Genomic DNA, 17,285 nt, shown 5'->3' on the forward strand with positions numbered 1-17,285 from the left:
CGCGGAGGCGGGCGACGAGGCGACGCGCTGCGCGGGCACGCGCTCGGCGCCCCCGGCCGGCTGCTCGGCCTCCGGGGCCGGGGCACGTCGGGGCACCGAGAAGGCCACGAACAGACCGAGGATGAGCGCCGACACGGCGATGACGCCGACACCGGGTCCCGAACTCGTCTGCGACAGCAGCAGCATGGCGATGGTGGAGAAGACGACGGTGGCCGAACCGTAGGCGAGCTGTGCGACAGTCGGGCGAGGCATGGCGGTATCCGTCCTCGGGACATCGGGGGAGCGAGAGAGGGGCGACCGGGATCGTGCACACCGTCGTTCCGACTCTATTCCGACGTGTGCCCGAGCGGAACGACCAGTAAGCATGACCTAACCCACAGTGCCGGTGCATGGGGGGCGCACGGAGTCACCGCGTCCATCAAGTGGACTGTTCGGCGCGCCCGTTGCGTATCTACGGGCATGTCCGGATTCCGGACCGCGGCGCCTGCATAGTGCAACGGAAACGTCACAGTCAAGGACTGTTATTTCTCCTCTACCTCCGGTCAAATGGCGTCACTTGTGACACGTGGCGTGTCAGCCACGGAGGAGGGGACCACTCAAGTGACCACGAAGAGACGGGCGTTGAGATGCGCCGCCGTGCTCGTGACCCTGGCCGCCACCGCGGCCACCGGGTCCATAGCGGCGACGACCGCCCAGGCCGACACTCCGGCCGCGACGAGCACGACCCCGGACGGGAAGACGTACGGGGGCAAGGGCCATGTCATGGACGGCCCGTTCAGCAAGCAGCAGGAGCAGCAGCGCCAGACCGCGCTGCAGAACGTCCTGCAGGGCAAGTCGAAGGTCCAGGAGAAGAACGGCTCCAAGGTCGTCGACCTCGGCAAGGGCAAGTACGTCGAGCTGGGCCGCGAGCGCACGGACAAGATCTTCACGATCCTGACCCAGTTCGGCGACAAGGTCGACAACACCACGCTGGTGGACCGCGCGGACGACAACACCCCGGAGCTGAAGCCCAAGTACGGCGGCACGCCGGGCCCGCTGCACAACCAGATCGCCGAGCCGGACCGCTCGAAGAACAACAGCACGGCCTGGCAGGCCGACTACAACTCCCAGCACTACAAGGACCTCTACTTCGGTACGGGCAAGGGAGTCGACTCCCTCAAGACGTACTACGAGAAGACGTCCTCGGGCCGCTACTCCGTCGAGGGCGAGGTCTCCGACTGGGTGACGGTGCCCTGGAACGAGGCCCGTTACGGCTCCAACTACTGCGGCGCCGATAACTGCCCGAACGTCGAGGACCTGGTCCGTGACGGCGTCACCGCGTGGGTCGAGGCGCAGAAGGCGGCCGGCAAGACGGACGCCGACATCAAGGCCGACCTCGCGCAGTACGACCAGTGGGACCGCACGGACCACGACAACGACGGCAACTTCAACGAGCCCGACGGCTACATCGACCACTTCCAGATCGTCCACGCGGGCGAGGACGGGTCGGCCGGCGGCGGCGCGCAGGGCGGCGACTCCCTGTGGGCGCACCGCGGTTACGCCTACAGCCGCGACGACGGCGACACCGGCCCCGAGGGCTTCAAGGCGGGCGGCACCCCGGTCGGCGACACCGGCATCTGGGTCGGCGACTACACGATGCAGCCGGAGAACGGCGGCCTCGGCGTCTTCGCCCACGAGTACGCCCACGACCTGGGCCTGCCCGACCTGTACGACACCTCGTACGCCGGCGAGAACTCGGTCGGCTTCTGGTCGCTGATGTCGGCGGGCTCCTGGCTCGGCACCGGCAAGAACGAGATCGGCGACATGCCGGGCGACATGACCGCCTGGGACAAGCTGCAACTGGGCTGGCTCAACTACGACAAGGCCAAGGCGGCGACCAACTCGACGCACAAGCTGGGTGTTTCGGAGTACAACACCAAGCTGAAGCAGGCGCTCGTCGTCGAGCTGCCGAAGAAGAACGTCACCACGGACATCGTGAAGCCCACCGAGGGCTCCAAGCAGTGGTGGTCGGACTACGGCGACGACCTCGACAACACCCTCTCGCGGCCGGTCGACCTGACCGGAAAGGCGAAGGCGTCGCTGGAGCTCGACGGCTGGTGGAACATCGAGAAGGACTACGACTACCTGTACACGCAGGTCTCCACCGACGGCGGCGCGAGCTGGAAGTCGATCGACGGCACGGCCGACGGCCAGGCCATCACCCGTGACGGCGGCGACAAGCCGGCCCTGACCGGCGACTCGACGAAGTTCCAGCACCTGGTCTTCCCGCTCGACGCGTACGCGGGCCAGAAGATCGACATCCGGTTCCGCTACAAGACCGACGGCGGCGCCGGCGGCCTCGGCTTCACCGCGGACAACCTGTCCGTCCAGGCGGACGGCGCGGCCCTGTTCACGGACAACGCCGAGGGCGACGACAACGGCTGGACCGCGCGCGGCTTCTCCCGCGTCGGCGCCTCCATCACCGGCGACTACCCGCAGTTCTACCTCGCGGAGAACCGCCAGTACGTGAGCTACGACAAGACCCTCAAGGTCGGCCCGTACAACTTCGGCTGGCGCGACGGCGGGGCCAAGAACGACTGGGTCGAGCACTACCAGTACCGTCCGGGCCTGATGATCTGGCAGTGGGACACCTCGCAGCGCAACAACAACGTCGGCCAGCACCCCGGCAAGGGTCTGATCCTGCCGGTCGACGCGCACGCGAAGCCGCTGAAGTGGTCCGACGGCACGCTGATCACGAACAAGATCACGCCGTACGACGCCGCCTTCGGCTGGTACCCGGTGCCCGGCATGAAGCTCCACAAGCTGGGCGTCGAGACGAAGGTTCCGGCGCAGCTCGGCAACCCGGTCTTCGACGACCACAAGGGCACGTACTGGTACGCGCAGAACCCGACCGGAAGCGTCCAGACAACTGACACCAACACCCGCATCACGGTCGTGGGCCAGCCGCTCGACGGCTCCTCGATCACGGTGAAGGTCAGCCCCTCCAAGCGTTGATCTTGTAAACCTGCAGGTCAGAAACGTATCGGCCGCGACCCTCTAGCGGGTCGCGGCCGATCGTGTTTGAGTGCGTCCTGTGAGTTCCTTATTGACACTACGTCTCACGGGGGTGTGACAGTCATGTCCGCAGGAGGGTTCTGCAAGCTGCCGGGCGGCAGCGTGGTGGTCGCTCTGACGCTGCCCGCGCCGGGTCCCGGCGAGGGTGCGGTCCGGGTGCTCGTCCACGCGGTGAACCGGGCCAGGGCCCTGACCCGCCTGCGCAATCTGGGCCTGCGCGCGGTCTACCTCCGCGGGAACTCGCACCCGCCGACGCCGGACGAGATCACGGCGGTGCTGCACCATCCGGACGGCCTGGTGTGGCGGGCCGCACCGGACCTGACGGCGGGCGAGCTGTGGCACCCGATACGCGCCCTGCTCAGACCCGGCACCGTCAGCCCCTCCGGCGTGTGAGGAGCGGGAACCGGGGCGAAGCCCGTGGCCTCAGGCCACGACGGGCTTCCCGGTGAGTTCCACTCCGGCCTCACGCAGCTCCTCCAGCGCCGTCTCCGTGGACGCGGCGGCGACCCCGGCGGTCAGGTCGAGAAGGACCTGCGTACGGAACCCGGCCCGGGCGGCGTCCAGCGCGGTGGCCCGCACGCAGTGATCCGTCGCGATCCCGACCACGTCGACCTCCGCGATCTCCCGGGCCCGCAGCCAGTCCGCCAGGGACACCCCGTTCTCGTCGGCCCCCTCGAACCCGCTGTACGCGGCCGCGTACGCCCCCTTGTCGAAGACGGCGTCGATCGCGCCGGAGGCGACGGCGGGCGCGAAGTTCGGGTGGAACCCGACGCCCTCCGTGCCCGCGACGCAGTGCGCGGGCCACGAGTGCGCGTAGTCGGGCGCGGCTGCGAAGTGCCCGCCGGGCTCGATGTGGCAGTCACGGGTGGCGACGACGTGCTGGTAGCAGCCACCGCCGGCCTGCCCGACGAGATCGGTGATCGCGGCAGCGACATCGGCACCTCCCGCCACCGCGAGGCTGCCGCCCTCACAGAAGTCGTTCTGTACGTCCACGACGATCAGGGCCCGGCGCATGGTCGATGTCCTTCTGCTTGGAGACTACGAGCGTAGAAGCTTCACGGGGGTTGCGGGAGAGGGCGACGGGCGCTGCCTGGAGCGGCCGGGGGCCTACACGTACTCGGTGGGGATGACCGCCTCGCCGCGCGAGAGCTGGGTCGCCGACAGCGGCAGTCCGTCGCGGGCCGCGATGTGCCGCTCGCGCACCGCGTCCAGCGGCTCGCGGGAGACCACCTCGCCGCCCTTGACCAGCTCGACGAGCAGCTGCCGGTCGGCGAGCGCCTCCGGCACGGCGCCGGTGCCCACGACCTCCGCCTCCGCGGCCCCGTCCCTGTCGAGCCGGCGCGCGGCCCACTTGCGGCCGCCGACGGACGTCTTGCCGCCCGCCGACTTCTTGGCGACCGCCACCAGCGGAGCCTTCGGGTCGGCGGACTCGGCGCGCGCGACGAGTTTGTAGACCATCGAGCAGGTCGGGTGCCCGGAGCCGGTCACCAGCTGCGTACCGACGCCGTACGCGTCCACGGGCGCGGCCGCGAGGGAGGCGATGGCGTACTCGTCGAGGTCGGAGGTGACCACGATCTTGGTGTCCCTGGCGCCGAGCTCGTCGAGCTGCTGACGCACCCGGTGGGCGACGAGCAGCAGGTCCCCGGAGTCGATGCGGACGGCGCCGAGCTCCGGCCCCGCGACCTCCACGGCCGTACGGACCGCTTCCTGCACGTCGTACGTGTCGACGAGCAGCGTCGTGCCCTCGCCGAGGGAGTCGACCTGGGCCCGGAAGGCGTCCCGCTCGCTGTCGTGCAGCAGCGTGAAGGCGTGCGCGGAGGTGCCCACGGTCGGGATGCCGTACCGGAAACCGGCCGCCAGGTCCGACGTCGTCGCGAAGCCGCCCACGTACGCGGCGCGCGAGGCGGCGACGGCGGCCAGCTCGTGCGTGCGGCGCGCGCCCATCTCGATCAGCGGCCGCTCGCCCGCGGCCGAGGCCATCCGGGACGCGGCGGCGGCGATCGCCGAGTCGTGGTTGAGGATGGAGAGGATCACGGTCTCCAGGAGCACGCACTCGGCGAAGGAGCCCTCGACGCGCAGGATCGGCGAGCCGGGGAAGTACACCTCGCCCTCGGGGTAGCCCCAGATGTCGCCGGAGAAGCGGTAGTCCGCGAGCCAGGCCAGCGTCGGCTCGTCGACGACGTCGCGCTCCCGCAGGAAGTCGAGCACGTCCGCGTCGAACCGGAAGTCCTCGACGGCGTCCAGGACACGGCCGGTGCCCGCGACGACGCCGTAGCGGCGTCCCTCGGGTAGGCGCCGGGTGAAGACCTCGAAGACCGAGTGCCGGTCGGCCGTGCCGCCGTGCAGCGCGGCCTGCAGCATCGTCAGCTCGTAGTGATCGGTGAAGAGCGCTGTCGACGGGACGCCCACCCGTCGGCCACCACCACCCCTCTTCGGAAGCGTCGCGTGCTCTTCTTCTTCCGGCAGGCCCAGGTCAGCTGTGTTCATGGCTGGATGCTACCCCCAATTAGCGTCAAGGTGACGATTTCTGGGGTCCGTTTGTGCGAACGGGCCCGGACGGGCGCGAGCGGCCCGTTTGTGCGCTTCCCGCCTCCGGGTGGCAGCATGGGCCGTGTGACGGCTCCAGCACCCCTTGAGATCGAAAGCCCCGAGACGACCGAGGAAGCATTCGCGGTCCCGGAGCCGGACGTCCCCTGGATCACGCTCGTCCACAACGATCCGGTCAACTTGATGAGTTACGTGACGTATGTCTTCCAGACCTACTTCGGGTACTCCAAGGACAAGGCCACCAAGCTGATGATGGACGTCCACCACAAGGGGCGCGCGGTGGTCTCCTCCGGCAGCCGCGAGGAGATGGAGCGGGACGTCCAGGCGATGCACGGCTACGGCCTGTGGGCCACGCTGCAACAGGACCGCAAATAACAGGGGAAGTAACGCCGTACTCATGCCCGGACACTTCGAACCGATCCCCGGCGGCGGCGCGGCCGTCGCCCTCGACGACGTCGAGATCTCCATCATCCGCTCGCTCGCCGTCCAGCTCCTGGAGCTCATCGGGCCCGGGCCCGGCGGCGAGGTCTCCGACGACCCGCTCGCGGAACTCTTCGCGGAGGGGCCGAGCGAACCGCCCACCGACGCGGTGCTGCGGCGGCTGTTCCCCGACGCGTACGGCGGCCCCGGCGCCCCCGAGGGCGAGGCCGCGCAGGCCGAACGGGACGCCCACTCCTCGGAGTTCCGGCGCTTCACCGAGAACGACCTGCGGGCGGGCAAGCGCGACGACGCGCTCGTGGTGATCCGCACGCTGGACGCGCTCACCCCGGCCGGCGACCACGGCGCCGTGCTGAAGCTCGCCCAGGACGAGTCGGTGCAGTGGATGCGGGCCCTGAACGACCTGCGCCTGGCCATCGGCACCCGCCTAGACATCACCGACGAGGAGGACACCGACCTCCTGTACCGGCTGCCCGACGAGGATCCGCGCAAGCCGATGGTGATGGCGTACCTGTGGCTGGGCGGGCTGCAGGAGACGCTCGTCGAGACCCTGATGCCGTGACCGGGGTGTTCGCTCAGCGGACGCTCAATTCCGGATAACGATCCCGTCACCTCGGCGACCCCATTTGCCGAACGGGGGGAGGTTTGTCCGGTTCTCCTCGTGGCGTGCGCCACACGTGCCTCAGCCGTCCACCGCGGACGCCGTGATAAATCTTCACGACCACCCGACGGGCGCCACCCCTGTCCGCCGGGGGCGCCCTTATCGGCCGACCGCCGGTAGGCACACGCTCCATCCATCCCAGGGGCTCGACCCCCAAGGATCGTCACAGTCGATCCGAGCCGCGTACGGCACGGATCGGCATGGAGAAAGGCGCACCATCATGACCTCAGTGCAGGTCGACAAGCACAACGCCGGCAATGAGGCCGTGAGCGACGCCGGTGAGGACAGCGAGGGCTACAAGCGGGGCCTCGGCGCCCGGCAGATCCAGATGATCGCCATCGGCGGCGCCATCGGGACCGGCCTCTTCCTCGGCGCCGGCAAGGGCATCGCCAAGGCGGGCCCCAGTCTGATCCTCGCGTACGCCATCGCGGGCGTCGTCATCTTCTTCATCATGCGGGCGCTCGGCGAGCTCCTCATGTACCGCCCCGTCTCCGGCTCGTTCTCGGAGTACGCGCGCGAGTTCATCGGCCCCTTCGCGGGCTTCGTCACCGGCTGGACGTACTGGCTCTTCTGGGTCATCACGGGCATGACCGAGGTGACGGCCGCGGCCACCTACATGACGTACTGGTGGGACATCCCGCAATGGGTGTCCGCCCTCGTCTTCACCCTCATCCTGTACGGCGTGAACCTGATCTCCGTGAAGCTCTTCGGTGAGCTGGAGTTCTGGTTCTCCATGGTCAAGGTCACCGCCATCGTCGGCATGATCCTGATCTGCGCCGGCATCCTCACCATGGGCTTCTCCGACGCCGGCGACACCGCCTCCGTCACGCACCTGTGGGACCTCGGCGGCTTCTTCGCCGGCGACAACGGCATCGGCTCGACGCTGATGACCCTGCAGATGGTCATGTTCGCCTTCCTCGCGGTCGAGCTCGTCGGTGTCACGGCGGGCGAGGCCAAGGACGCCAAGACCGTCCTGCCGAAGGCCATCAACACCGTGCCGTGGCGCATCGCCGTCTTCTACGTCGGCGCCCTGATCATGATCCTCTCGGTCGTGCCCTGGACCAGCTTCCAGGAGGGCGTCAGCCCCTTCGTCAAGGCGTTCCAGGTGATGGGCCTCCAGGCCGGCGCGGGCATCGTCAACTTCGTCGTCCTGACGGCCGCGCTGTCCTCGTGCAACTCGGGCATGTACTCGACGGGCCGCATGCTGCGCGACCTCGCCCTCAACAAGCAGGGCCCGGGCTTCTTCACCAAGCTGACGAAGAACGGCCTGCCGCTGATCGGCACCTCGTTCTCCGCCGCAATGATGCTGGTCGGCGTCTGGATCAACTACCAGTGGCCGGGCGAGGCGTTCAACTACGTCGTGTCCTTCGCCACCATCTCCGGCATGTGGGCCTGGATCATCATCCTGATCTGCCAGATCCGCTACCGCCTCAAGTCCGACCGCGGTGAACTGCCCAAGTCCACGTTCCGCGCCCCGGGCGGCATCTGGGCGAGCATCTTCTCCCTGGCCTTCATCTTCATGGTCATCGTGCTGATGGGCATCGACAAGGACGCCCGCGTCTCCCTGTACGCCGCTCCCGTGTGGGGCGTGATCCTGGGTGTCGCGTACGCGGTGCTCAAGGCGCGCAACCCCGAGGGCGCCGCGTTCGCCAAGCGCAAGTAGAACGACCCCCGCACGGTCGTCTCACCCAGTGGGCCGCCACGTACCGCACTCCGGTACGTGGCGGCCCACTGCTTTCCGCCCGCCCGGCGCCACCACCCCGAACGACCGCCTCGCGCGCCTGCTTATTCTTGGCGGCATGCTGACGATTACCCGGGCCCTGTACGACCAGATCGTGGAGCACGCCCGCAAGGACCACCCCGACGAGGCGTGCGGCGTCGTCGCCGGCCCGGTCGGCGAGGGCCGCCCCGAGCGCTTCATCCCGATGCTCAACGCGGCCCGCTCGCCCACGTTCTACGAGTTCGACTCCGGCGACCTGCTCAAGCTGTACCGCGAGATGGACGACCGCGACGAGGAGCCGGTCATCGTCTACCACTCGCACACGGCGACCGAGGCGTACCCGTCCCGCACCGACATCACGTACGCCAACGAGCCGGGCGCCCACTACGTGCTCGTCTCCACGGCCGACACCGACGACGCGGGCCCGTTCCAGTTCCGTTCGTTCCGCATCGTGGACGGCGAGGTGACCGAGGAAGACGTCGAGGTGACGGCCTGATCCGGCTCCGGTCTCGTCCACCGGACGAATATCGACCGCATGGTGAGATAACATTCCGGGACCCGGGTCGGGAATCGATACGATGAGCCCATGGTTCCCCACGACGTGAGCGAAAAGACGCCGGGCATGCTGCTCGTGGCGCGGCTGCACGTCGACCTGTGCCGCCTCGCCAGCGCCATCTGTCCGCGCTGAGCCGCACCGCCGTCAGGCCCCGGGCCCGCGGCCCCGCAGAACCGACGCACGCCGCACCGCCGCGCGCTCACCCACACGACTTCCGACTCCTGACAGGAGCACCAGCATGGCCATCGAGGTCCGCATCCCGACCATCCTCCGCACCTACACCGACGGCGAGAAGGCCGTCCCGGGCAACGGGGAGACCCTCGCCGAGCTGTTCACCGACCTCGACTCCCGGCACGCCGGCATCGCCGCCCGCATCGTGGACGACGGCAAGCTCCGCCGCTTCGTGAACGTCTACCTCAACGACGAGGACGTCCGCTTCCTCGACGGCATCGAGACCAAGCTGAGCGACGGCGACAACGTCACGATCCTGCCGGCCGTGGCCGGCGGCATGCGCTGAGCCGGCGTAGCGACGCATGCGTTACGACAGCCCGCTGGCCGCGGTCGGCAACACCCCTCTGGTGCGCCTGCCGCGGCTCTCGCCCTCCGAGGACGTACGGATCTGGGCGAAGCTGGAAGACCGCAATCCGACCGGCTCGGTCAAGGACCGCCCCGCGCTCCACATGATCGAACAGGCCGAGAAGGACGGCCGGTTGAGCCCCGGCTGCACCATTCTCGAACCCACCTCGGGCAACACCGGCATCTCGCTGGCGATGGCCGCCCGCCTCAAGGGCTACCGCATCGTCTGCGTCATGCCGGAGAACACCTCGCAGGAGCGGCGCGACCTGCTCGCCATGTGGGGAGCGGAGATCATCCCGTCCCCGGCCGCGGGCGGCTCCAACACCGCCGTCCGCATCGCCAAGGAACTGGCCGAGCAGCACCCGGACTGGGTGATGCTCTACCAGTACGGCAACCCGGACAACGCGGGCGCGCACTACGCCACGACCGGCCCGGAGATCCTCGCGGACCTCCCCTCGGTCACCCACTTCGTGGCGGGCCTCGGCACCACCGGCACGCTCATGGGCGTGGGCCGCTTCCTGCGCGAGCAGAAGCCCGACATCAAGATCGTCGCGGCGGAGCCGCGCTACGACGACCTGGTCTACGGGCTGCGCAACCTCGACGAGGGGTTCGTCCCCGAGCTCTACGACGCGTCCGTCCTCACCACCCGTTTCTCGGTCGGCTCGGCCGACGCGGTGACGCGCACGCGGGAGTTGCTGCAGCAGGAGGGCATCTTCGCGGGCGTCTCGACCGGGGCGGCGCTGCACGCGGCGATCGGCGTGGGCCGCAAGGCGGTCAAGGCGGGGGAGTCCGCCGACATCGTCTTCGTGGTCGCCGACGGCGGCTGGAAGTACCTGTCCACGGGCGTCTACACGGCCGCGACCACGGAAGAGGCCATCGAGGTCCTGCACGGCCAGCTCTGGGCCTAGAGGCTGTCTTCACCCTCCCGTCGTCGAGGGAAGGGCGGTCTCGCGGCGTCTTGGTACGTGCTCTGGGTTCCCCCGGCCGAAGGGGCTGGGGGAGTGCCGGGTGCAAGGCCTCGTACTGGACGTACTTGGCCTTCCGCCCCGGTACGGCGGGAGCGCGTGCCGGGCCCAGCCCCTCCGACGTTCGAGGAGCGGGCTCGGGGGCGGAGCCCCGAGGCCCTGAGCCCGGTGGGGCCGGAGGCGGAGCTCCGAGGCGCTGAGCCCGGTGGGGCCGGATGGTGATCGGGGCCGGATCACCCCAGGTGGCGCACCTGATCCCACAGCGTCGGGTCCACCACTCCGGCCCGCCGCCGGAAGTCCCGTACCGGCACCTCGCGCAGCTCGTCCGTCTCCAGGAAGCTCGCGCGCCCCTGCGCGTCGCCCACCGTGCCGGGCGGCAGCGGAATCACCCCGGGCCGTTCGTCGTGGTACCGGCTGGTGATCTTCGCGACCAGCGCCTCGTCGCCGCGCAGCGACAGGACCAGGCACGGCCTGTCCTTCCCGCCGGGCCCGTCCTCGTACGGCACGAGCGCCCACCAGATCTCCGCCGGCCGGGGCGCGCCGGCCCGCACGGCGCCGGAAGGGCCGGTCCGCGCGCCGCCCGAGGAGCCGGTCCGCAGCCGGCGTCGGCGCGACCCGCGGCCCCATCCGTCGATCAGTGTCGCGATCAGCGCGAGCAGCACGACGGCCGCGAGCGCGAGCCACCAGGACGTGTCCATACGCACGACCGTACCGGTGGGGCGCACGGCGCGCCGCACCGGGCGAGCGCCCCCCGAACCGGTGACAGCGCAGGTGAGTTCGCCCACAACGGACGGTGACGGAGGAGCCACTCGCCCTTTTGCGCCTTACGCTCGACAGACCCCTCATGGGCGTCACCCCCATCTCTCCACCCCGCATTCCGACCGCCAGCGCGGAGGTTCCGGCTCTTATGAAGCTCACCGTCGTCGGCTGCTCGGGGTCGTTCCCTTCCGCGGATTCGGCCTGTTCGAGCTACCTCGTAGAGGCCGACGGCTTCCGGCTGCTTCTCGACATGGGCAACGGCGCCCTGGGCGAGCTGCAGCGCCACATCGGTCTCTACGACCTGGACGCGATCTTCCTCAGTCATCTGCACGCCGACCACTGCATCGACATGTGCGCGTACTTCGTCGTGCGCTACTACCGCCACGACGGCGGCCGTTGCGACCCCATCCCGGTCTACGGACCGGAGGGCACCGAACAGCGCCTGACGACCGCCCACGCCGACACCCCGTCGGCCTCCGCCTTCAGCGAGGTCTTCGACTTCCACACGGTCAAGCCGGGTTCGTACGACATCGGGCCCTTCTCCGTACGCATGGAGAAGGTCTGCCACCCGGTCGAGTCGTACGCGATCCGCATCGAGCACGACGGCCGCTCCCTGACGTACTCCGGCGACACGGGCCCCTGCGCCGCGCTCGACGAACTGGCCGCGGACACCGACCTGTTCCTGTGCGAGGCGGCGTTCACGCACGGCAAGGAGAACATCCCGGCGCTGCACCTGAACGGCCGCGAGGCGGGCGAGTCGGCCCGCCGCTCGCGCGCCCGCAAGCTCGTCCTGACGCACATCCCGCCGTGGACGGACCCGCAGGTGAACCTGGCGGACGCGCGGGACGTGTACGACGGCGTCGTGGAACTGGCCGCGCCCGGAGTGTCGTACACGCTCTGATCCCGTACGACGACGAGGGCCCGGAACCGTAGCGGTTCCGGGCCCTCGTCGTGTGTCGGGGAACGTCAGCCGAGGCTCACTTGGTGATGTCCTCGATGAACTCCTCGTCCTCGCGACCCGGGGTCTTCAGGTCGAACTTGATGATCGCGAACCGGAAGATCACGTAGTAGAGGGCCGCGAAGACCAGTCCGATCGGAATGATCATCCATGGCTTGGTGGCCAGGTTCCAGTTCAGCGCGTAGTCGATGAAGCCCGCGGAGAAGTTGAAGCCGTCGTGGACGCCCAGGCCCCAGGTGATGGCCATGGAGGCCGCGGTGAGCAGCGCGTGGATCACGTACAGGATCGGCGCGATGAACATGAACGAGAACTCGATCGGCTCGGTCACACCGGTCACGAACGACGTCAGCGCGAGCGAGACCATCATGCCCATCACGGCCTTGCGGCGCTCGGGGCGGGCGCAGTGCGCCATCGCGATCGCGGCGGCCGGCAGGCCGAACATCATGATCGGGAAGAAGCCGGCCTGGAACATGCCGGCCGACGGGTCGCCGGCGAGGAAGCGCGGGATGTCGCCGTGGACGACCTCGCCCGCGGAGTTGGTGAAGTCACCGAGCTGGAACCAGGAGACGGTGTTCACGAACTGGTGCATGCCGACCGGGATCAGCGCGCGGTTGACGCCGCCGAACAGGGCCGAGCCGCCGGAGCCCAGGCCGGTCATCCAGTTGCCGAAGTCCGTGATGCCGTTGCCGATGGGCTCCCAGACCAGGCCGAAGAACACTCCGGCGACGATGCCGACGAAGGCCATGAGGATCGGCACGAGACGGCGGCCGTTGAAGAAGCCGAGCCAGTCGACGAGCTTGGTGCGGTGGTAGCGCTGCCACATGACCGCGGCGAGCAGACCCATGATGATGCCGCCGAGGACGCCCGGGTCGTTGTAGACGGCCGCGACGTCCACGCCCTTGTTGGCCGTCGTGTTGACCACGGCCTCGTGGACGGGGAAGGCCTGCAGGACCTTGCTGTAGACGAGGAAGCCGACGAGCGCGGCGAGCGCCGTCGAGCCATCGGCCTTCTTGGCGAAGCCGATGGCCACGCCTATGCAGAACAGGATCGGCAGGGCGCCGGTGATGGCGCCGCCCGCGTTGGCGAAGACCGCGGCGACCTTGTCCCAGCCGAGGCCGTCCTTGCCGAAGATGTCGGGCTGGCCGAGCCGCACCATGATGCCCGCGGCCGGCAGCACCGCGATCGGCAGCTGGAGGCTGCGGCCCACCTTCTGGAGGCCCTGGAACAGGCCGGATCCCCGCTTCTTTGCGGGAGCCGCCGTAGCGCTGGCGGTGCTCATCAACTTCCTCCATGTGCTGGGGTGCTGCCGGGGACGGAAGGAAAGAAAGGGGGTGGGCAGCAGCCAGATGGTCTACACCACTCAGTGGTGTAGACCTGTTGTAGCACGGTGAAGCTGAGATAAGGAACCCGCGATTCCTGTGGTCTGGGACATATGACGAGCCCGGGGCTCATACGTGACAAAGGACCCCCGGACCAGGGGTCCAGGGGTCCTTCGTGGGGGCAACGGGCCGGGGCTCAGGCCTTCGTGACGTCCTCGACCTCTTCCTCGGGCTCGCGGCCCGGGGTCTTGAGGTCGAACTTCGTGATCGCGAACCGGAAGATCGCGTAATAGACGACCGCGAAGCACAACCCGATCGGAATGATCATCCATGGCTTCGTCGCGAGGCCCCAGTTGATCACGTAGTCGATCAGGCCCGCGGAGAAGCTGAAGCCGTCCTTGACGCCGAGGGCCCAGGTCACCGCCATCGAGACGCCGGTGAGCACCGCGTGCACCGCGTACAGCGCCGGGGCGATGAAGACGAAGGAGTACTCGATCGGCTCGGTGATGCCGGTGACGAACGACGTCAGCGCCAGCGACAGCATCATGCCGCCGACCGCCTTGCGGCGCTCGGGCCGCGCGCAGTGCACCATCGCGAGGCAGGCCGCGGGCAGGGCGAACATCATGATCGGGAAGAAGCCGGTCTGGTAGATGCCGGCGCTCGGGTCCCCGCTCAGGAACATGTTGATGTCACCGTGCACGGTCGTGCCGTCCGGCTTGGTGTACGAGCCGAACTGGAACCACAGCGGCACGTTCAGGAACTGGTGCAGACCGATCACCAGCAGGGCGCGGTTGGCGACGCCGAAGATGCCCGAACCGATGGCGCCCAGGCCCTCCAGCCAGTTGGAGAAGCTCTCCAGGCCGTCACCGATCGGCGGCCAGATCCACAGGCAGAGCACGGCGAAGATGATGCCGATGAACGCCATGATGATCGGGACGAGCCGGCGGCCGTTGAAGAAGCCGAGCCAGGAGACCAGCTTGGTGCGGTGGTAGCGGACCCAGAAGAACGACGCCAGCAGGCCCATGATGATGCCGCCGAAGACGCCCGGGTTCTGGAACTGGAACGCCGAGACGGTGTTGTCCGCCGCCTGACAGCCCGTCGCCACCGCCTTCGCCCCGTCGGCGCAGTCCATCGGGAACTGGCGCAGCACGCCCCGGTACACGAGGAAGCCGGCCACCGCGGCGAGCGCCGTCGAGCCGTCCGCCTTCTTGGCCATGCCGATCGCGACGCCGATGCAGAACAGCAGTGGCAGACCCAGGTCCGCGTCCAGCAGGGCGCCGCCCGCGCCCGAGAAGACCTTGGCGACGTTGGTCCAGCCGAGGCCGTCGTCACCGAAGACGTCCGGCTGGCCGAGCCGGTTGACGATGCCCGCTGCGGGGAGCACGGCGATGGGCAACTGCAGGCTGCGCCCCATCTTCTGGAGCCCCTGGAAGAAGTTGCTCCAGGGGCTCGGACGGGGTGCTGCGGCAGCGTTCGCGCTCATGGGCGTCCTCCCGGAACAAGCCACGTTTGGCGGGCGTCAGATACTCTTGCGAGTGGTGTAGACCAGTCGCGGGACGGGTCGGTCCACGTGCTCGTCATCTTTCGTCACGGGTGGCTTCATCGCTCGCGAAGTTGGGCCAACCGTGGGTTACCGTGACAAAGCGGCCCACGGCGGGCCCGGGAACAACAGGGAGAACCACATGGCCACGAAGGCTGAGAAGATCGTCGCCGGGCTCGGCGGGCTCGACAACATCGAAGAGGTCGAGGGCTGCATCACCCGCCTGCGCACCGAGGTCATCGACCCGTCCAAGGTCGACGAGGCCGCGCTGAAGGCCGCCGGCGCCCACGGCGTCGTCAAGATGGGCACCGCGATCCAGGTCGTCATCGGCACCGACGCCGACCCCATCGCCGCCGACATCGAAGACATGATGTGAGCCACCGTCACTGACGGGCCGCACGCGAACGGCCGCCCCCCTGTCACCAGGGCGGGCGGCCGTTCCCGTACGTACGCGGCCACGACGCCCGCGCACTCACCTCACCGCACGCGCAACGCGCACGGCCACGACGGCCGCCACCCCGCCTCACCGCACGCGCAACGCGCAACGCCAGGATCGCCACGTAGTCGGCGTTCGCCTCGCACGAACGCCGCACCCGAGTGGTCCACCAGCAGCGGCGGACAGTGCCCCGCCGAAGCCACCGTCGCCCGGCGCACCTACGGAACCACCGTCATGTCATATAGCGGATCCGCCGTCACATAGAAGGCCGCGCCCCGCCGTGCCCGGACCGGTCAGGACGTCCTCGCAGAGGAGCCGGCCGCCCGCACGGCCGCATCCACCAGGACCTCCGTGTCACCGACCGACTCGATGAGCTCCTGCGCCTGCGCCGGCGACTCCCGCACCCCGTCACCCCCCCAGACCTTCGGGGCCGCCACCTCGGGACGTTCGACCCGACCCGCTCCCGCTAGGCTCCTCCCATGTCTCGCATCGACGGCCGCACCCCCGACCAGCTCCGCCCGATCACCATCGAACGCGGCTGGAGCAAGCACGCGGAAGGCTCCGTACTCGTCTCCTTCGGCGACACCAAGGTCTTCTGCACCGCCTCCTTCACCGAAGGCGTCCCGCGCTGGCGCAAGGGCAGCGGCGAAGGCTGGGTCACCGGCGAGTACTCGATGCTGCCCCGCGCCACCAACACCCGCGGCGACCGCGAATCCGTCCGCGGCAAGATCGGCGGCCGCACCCACGAGATCAGCCGCCTCATCGGCCGCTCCCTGCGCGCCGTCATCGACTACAAGGCACTCGGCGAGAACACCATCGTCCTCGACTGCGACGTCCTCCAGGCCGACGGCGGCACCCGCACCGCCGCCATCACCGGCGCCTACGTCGCCCTCGCCGACGCCGTCGCCTGGGGCCAGGGCAAGAAGCTCATCAAGGCCGGCCGCCAGCCCCTCACCGGCACCGTCAGCGCCGTCTCCGTCGGCATCGTCGGCGGTGTACCCCTCCTCGACCTCTGCTACGAGGAAGACGTACGCGCCGACACCGACATGAACGTCGTCTGCACCGGCGACGGCCGCTTCGTCGAGGTCCAGGGCACCGCCGAAGCCGAACCGTTCGCCCGCGACGAGCTCAACTCCCTGCTCGACCTGGCCGTTTCGGGCTGCGACGAACTCGCCGCCGCACAGCGCACGGCACTTGAGGCCACCCTCGCCTGAGGCGCCACTCAGGTAAAGAACTCCCCAAGCAGGTGGCAACCACACCGCCACCGACTGCGTCACTACGGGTGGGAGGACGGCACACGACACCAACCGCCGTCCCCCCGTCCGTACTTCAGGGGGAGGACCCGTTCCATGGCCGCGCGCCGTCACCGCCGTACCGCCGCACTCGCGGCAGCCGTCGCACTGATCGCGGTCCCGGCCGCCGTCGGCTGCTCCGCCGTCGACAAGGCCCTCGACTGCGTCCAGACCGCCGACTCCATCGCCGACAGCGTCACCGACCTCCAGCAGGCCGTCGAGAACGCGTCGAACGACCCGGGCCAGGCCGACGAGGCACTCGCCTCCATCGACAAGAACCTCGACAAGGTCGGCGACAAGACCGACAACGCCGACGTCTCCCAGGCCGTCGACGACCTGAACACCGCCGTCGGCAACGTCCGCACCGCCATCAAGAACGGCGACGAGACCCCCGACGTCTCCCCGGTCACCGACGCCGCGGGCGAACTGACGAAGGTCTGCACGCCGTAGCACCCTCGTAGGCT

At 69.2% G+C, this 17,285-nt stretch carries 20 protein-coding genes; 13 read left to right on the forward strand and 7 right to left on the reverse strand.

Annotation, left to right across the window (positions count from 1 at the left end; genetic code table 11):
• A partial coding sequence (locus G3I40_RS03640) for a hypothetical protein (protein ID WP_164300688.1) occupies nt 1-252 on the reverse strand: 252 nt, incomplete at its 3' end.
• 348 nt (nt 253-600) lie between these two features.
• On the opposite strand from G3I40_RS03640, the gene G3I40_RS03645 reads away from it, so the two are divergent.
• Together G3I40_RS03645 and G3I40_RS03650 are read left to right on the forward strand one after the other, a co-directional pair.
• Entirely contained in the window at nt 601-2,994 is a 2,394-nt protein-coding gene (locus G3I40_RS03645) for an immune inhibitor A domain-containing protein (RefSeq protein WP_343244814.1), read from the forward strand.
• A gap of 123 nt (nt 2,995-3,117) precedes the next feature.
• A complete protein-coding gene (locus G3I40_RS03650) occupies nt 3,118-3,447 on the forward strand; it encodes a hypothetical protein (RefSeq protein WP_164300691.1) in 330 nt (109 codons plus the stop codon).
• 30 nt (nt 3,448-3,477) lie between these two features.
• Here the strand turns inward: G3I40_RS03650 and G3I40_RS03655 are convergent, their stop codons facing one another.
• Nucleotides 3,478-4,068, reverse strand: a complete 591-nt coding sequence (locus G3I40_RS03655) for an isochorismatase family protein (protein ID WP_164300692.1) — start codon at nt 4,066-4,068, stop codon at nt 3,478-3,480.
• A gap of 93 nt (nt 4,069-4,161) precedes the next feature.
• Nucleotides 4,162-5,463, reverse strand: a complete 1,302-nt coding sequence (locus G3I40_RS03660) for a nicotinate phosphoribosyltransferase (protein ID WP_164300733.1) — start codon at nt 5,461-5,463, stop codon at nt 4,162-4,164.
• Nucleotides 5,464-5,658: 195 nt separating this feature from the next.
• Here G3I40_RS03660 and clpS point away from each other — a divergent pair, with 195 nt between their 5' ends.
• The 7 genes from clpS to G3I40_RS03690 all read left to right on the forward strand — a co-directional run bounded on the left by clpS (nt 5,659) and on the right by G3I40_RS03690 (nt 10,460).
• Complete coding sequence (gene clpS, locus G3I40_RS03665) at nt 5,659-5,976, forward strand: ATP-dependent Clp protease adapter ClpS (RefSeq protein ID WP_164300693.1); 318 nt, start codon at nt 5,659-5,661, stop codon at nt 5,974-5,976.
• 22 nt (nt 5,977-5,998) lie between these two features.
• Nucleotides 5,999-6,601 (forward strand): DUF2017 domain-containing protein, encoded by a 603-nt coding sequence (locus tag G3I40_RS03670; RefSeq protein ID WP_164300694.1) that lies wholly within the window; start codon nt 5,999-6,001, stop codon nt 6,599-6,601.
• 319 nt (nt 6,602-6,920) lie between these two features.
• Nucleotides 6,921-8,363 carry an amino acid permease gene (locus G3I40_RS03675; protein WP_164300695.1) on the forward strand — a complete coding sequence of 481 codons (1,443 nt, stop codon included), beginning with the start codon at nt 6,921-6,923 and terminating at the stop codon, nt 8,361-8,363.
• A gap of 136 nt (nt 8,364-8,499) precedes the next feature.
• Nucleotides 8,500-8,916 carry a M67 family metallopeptidase gene (locus tag G3I40_RS03680; RefSeq protein WP_164300696.1) on the forward strand — a complete coding sequence of 139 codons (417 nt, stop codon included), beginning with the start codon at nt 8,500-8,502 and terminating at the stop codon, nt 8,914-8,916.
• A 90-nt stretch (nt 8,917-9,006) separates the two neighbouring features.
• Nucleotides 9,007-9,108, forward strand: a complete 102-nt coding sequence (locus G3I40_RS48090; RefSeq protein ID WP_343244815.1) for a putative leader peptide — start codon at nt 9,007-9,009, stop codon at nt 9,106-9,108.
• 106 nt (nt 9,109-9,214) lie between these two features.
• A complete protein-coding gene (locus tag G3I40_RS03685; protein WP_164300697.1) occupies nt 9,215-9,493 on the forward strand; it encodes a MoaD/ThiS family protein in 279 nt (92 codons plus the stop codon).
• 16 nt (nt 9,494-9,509) lie between these two features.
• Complete coding sequence (locus G3I40_RS03690) at nt 9,510-10,460, forward strand: cysteine synthase (RefSeq protein WP_164300698.1); 951 nt, start codon at nt 9,510-9,512, stop codon at nt 10,458-10,460.
• A gap of 290 nt (nt 10,461-10,750) precedes the next feature.
• Here the strand turns inward: G3I40_RS03690 and G3I40_RS03695 are convergent, their stop codons facing one another.
• Complete coding sequence (locus tag G3I40_RS03695; RefSeq protein ID WP_164300699.1) at nt 10,751-11,215, reverse strand: type II toxin-antitoxin system PemK/MazF family toxin; 465 nt, start codon at nt 11,213-11,215, stop codon at nt 10,751-10,753.
• Nucleotides 11,216-11,424: 209 nt separating this feature from the next.
• Here G3I40_RS03695 and G3I40_RS03700 point away from each other — a divergent pair, with 209 nt between their 5' ends.
• Nucleotides 11,425-12,177 carry an MBL fold metallo-hydrolase gene (locus G3I40_RS03700; RefSeq protein ID WP_164300700.1) on the forward strand — a complete coding sequence of 251 codons (753 nt, stop codon included), beginning with the start codon at nt 11,425-11,427 and terminating at the stop codon, nt 12,175-12,177.
• Nucleotides 12,178-12,253: 76 nt separating this feature from the next.
• Here G3I40_RS03700 and G3I40_RS03705 read toward each other — a convergent pair whose 3' ends face one another.
• Nucleotides 12,254-13,513, reverse strand: coding sequence for a PTS transporter subunit EIIC (locus G3I40_RS03705; protein WP_164300701.1), 1,260 nt, complete (start codon nt 13,511-13,513; stop codon nt 12,254-12,256).
• Nucleotides 13,514-13,749: 236 nt separating this feature from the next.
• Nucleotides 13,750-15,036, reverse strand: coding sequence for a PTS transporter subunit EIIC (locus G3I40_RS03710; protein ID WP_164300702.1), 1,287 nt, complete (start codon nt 15,034-15,036; stop codon nt 13,750-13,752).
• A 199-nt stretch (nt 15,037-15,235) separates the two neighbouring features.
• On the opposite strand from G3I40_RS03710, the gene G3I40_RS03715 reads away from it, so the two are divergent.
• Nucleotides 15,236-15,469, forward strand: a complete 234-nt coding sequence (locus tag G3I40_RS03715; protein WP_100593980.1) for a PTS glucose/sucrose transporter subunit IIB — start codon at nt 15,236-15,238, stop codon at nt 15,467-15,469.
• A gap of 353 nt (nt 15,470-15,822) precedes the next feature.
• Here the strand turns inward: G3I40_RS03715 and G3I40_RS03720 are convergent, their stop codons facing one another.
• Nucleotides 15,823-15,966: a hypothetical protein gene (locus tag G3I40_RS03720; RefSeq protein WP_164300703.1), complete on the reverse strand. Its 144-nt coding sequence runs from the start codon at nt 15,964-15,966 to the stop codon at nt 15,823-15,825.
• Nucleotides 15,967-16,008: 42 nt separating this feature from the next.
• On the opposite strand from G3I40_RS03720, the gene rph reads away from it, so the two are divergent.
• A complete protein-coding gene (gene rph / locus G3I40_RS03725) occupies nt 16,009-16,743 on the forward strand; it encodes a ribonuclease PH (RefSeq protein WP_164300704.1) in 735 nt (244 codons plus the stop codon).
• 135 nt (nt 16,744-16,878) lie between these two features.
• Nucleotides 16,879-17,271: a hypothetical protein gene (locus G3I40_RS03730; RefSeq protein ID WP_164300705.1), complete on the forward strand. Its 393-nt coding sequence runs from the start codon at nt 16,879-16,881 to the stop codon at nt 17,269-17,271.
• Nucleotides 17,272-17,285 lie beyond the last annotated feature (14 nt).

The organism is Streptomyces sp. SID14478 (assembly GCF_010548525.1).
Lineage (GTDB): Bacteria > Actinomycetota > Actinomycetes > Streptomycetales > Streptomycetaceae > Streptomyces.

What these genes read in the sequence shown, in the direction of transcription:
- G3I40_RS03650 (WP_164300691.1), top strand. Translation starts at nt 3,118, where the DNA reads ATGTCCGCAGGAGGGTTCTGCAAGCTGCCGGGCGGCAGCGTGGTGGTC.
- G3I40_RS03655 (WP_164300692.1), bottom strand. Translation starts at nt 4,068, where the DNA reads ATGCGCCGGGCCCTGATCGTCGTGGACGTACAGAACGACTTCTGTGAG.
- clpS (WP_164300693.1), top strand. Translation starts at nt 5,659, where the DNA reads ATGGGCCGTGTGACGGCTCCAGCACCCCTTGAGATCGAAAGCCCCGAG.
- G3I40_RS03670 (WP_164300694.1), top strand. Translation starts at nt 5,999, where the DNA reads ATGCCCGGACACTTCGAACCGATCCCCGGCGGCGGCGCGGCCGTCGCC.
- G3I40_RS03675 (WP_164300695.1), top strand. Translation starts at nt 6,921, where the DNA reads ATGACCTCAGTGCAGGTCGACAAGCACAACGCCGGCAATGAGGCCGTG.
- G3I40_RS03680 (WP_164300696.1), top strand. Translation starts at nt 8,500, where the DNA reads ATGCTGACGATTACCCGGGCCCTGTACGACCAGATCGTGGAGCACGCC.
- G3I40_RS48090 (WP_343244815.1), top strand. Translation starts at nt 9,007, where the DNA reads ATGGTTCCCCACGACGTGAGCGAAAAGACGCCGGGCATGCTGCTCGTG.
- G3I40_RS03685 (WP_164300697.1), top strand. Translation starts at nt 9,215, where the DNA reads ATGGCCATCGAGGTCCGCATCCCGACCATCCTCCGCACCTACACCGAC.
- G3I40_RS03690 (WP_164300698.1), top strand. Translation starts at nt 9,510, where the DNA reads ATGCGTTACGACAGCCCGCTGGCCGCGGTCGGCAACACCCCTCTGGTG.
- G3I40_RS03695 (WP_164300699.1), bottom strand. Translation starts at nt 11,215, where the DNA reads ATGGACACGTCCTGGTGGCTCGCGCTCGCGGCCGTCGTGCTGCTCGCG.
- G3I40_RS03700 (WP_164300700.1), top strand. Translation starts at nt 11,425, where the DNA reads ATGAAGCTCACCGTCGTCGGCTGCTCGGGGTCGTTCCCTTCCGCGGAT.
- G3I40_RS03705 (WP_164300701.1), bottom strand. Translation starts at nt 13,513, where the DNA reads ATGAGCACCGCCAGCGCTACGGCGGCTCCCGCAAAGAAGCGGGGATCC.
- G3I40_RS03710 (WP_164300702.1), bottom strand. Translation starts at nt 15,036, where the DNA reads ATGAGCGCGAACGCTGCCGCAGCACCCCGTCCGAGCCCCTGGAGCAAC.
- G3I40_RS03715 (WP_100593980.1), top strand. Translation starts at nt 15,236, where the DNA reads ATGGCCACGAAGGCTGAGAAGATCGTCGCCGGGCTCGGCGGGCTCGAC.
- rph (WP_164300704.1), top strand. Translation starts at nt 16,009, where the DNA reads ATGTCTCGCATCGACGGCCGCACCCCCGACCAGCTCCGCCCGATCACC.
- G3I40_RS03730 (WP_164300705.1), top strand. Translation starts at nt 16,879, where the DNA reads ATGGCCGCGCGCCGTCACCGCCGTACCGCCGCACTCGCGGCAGCCGTC.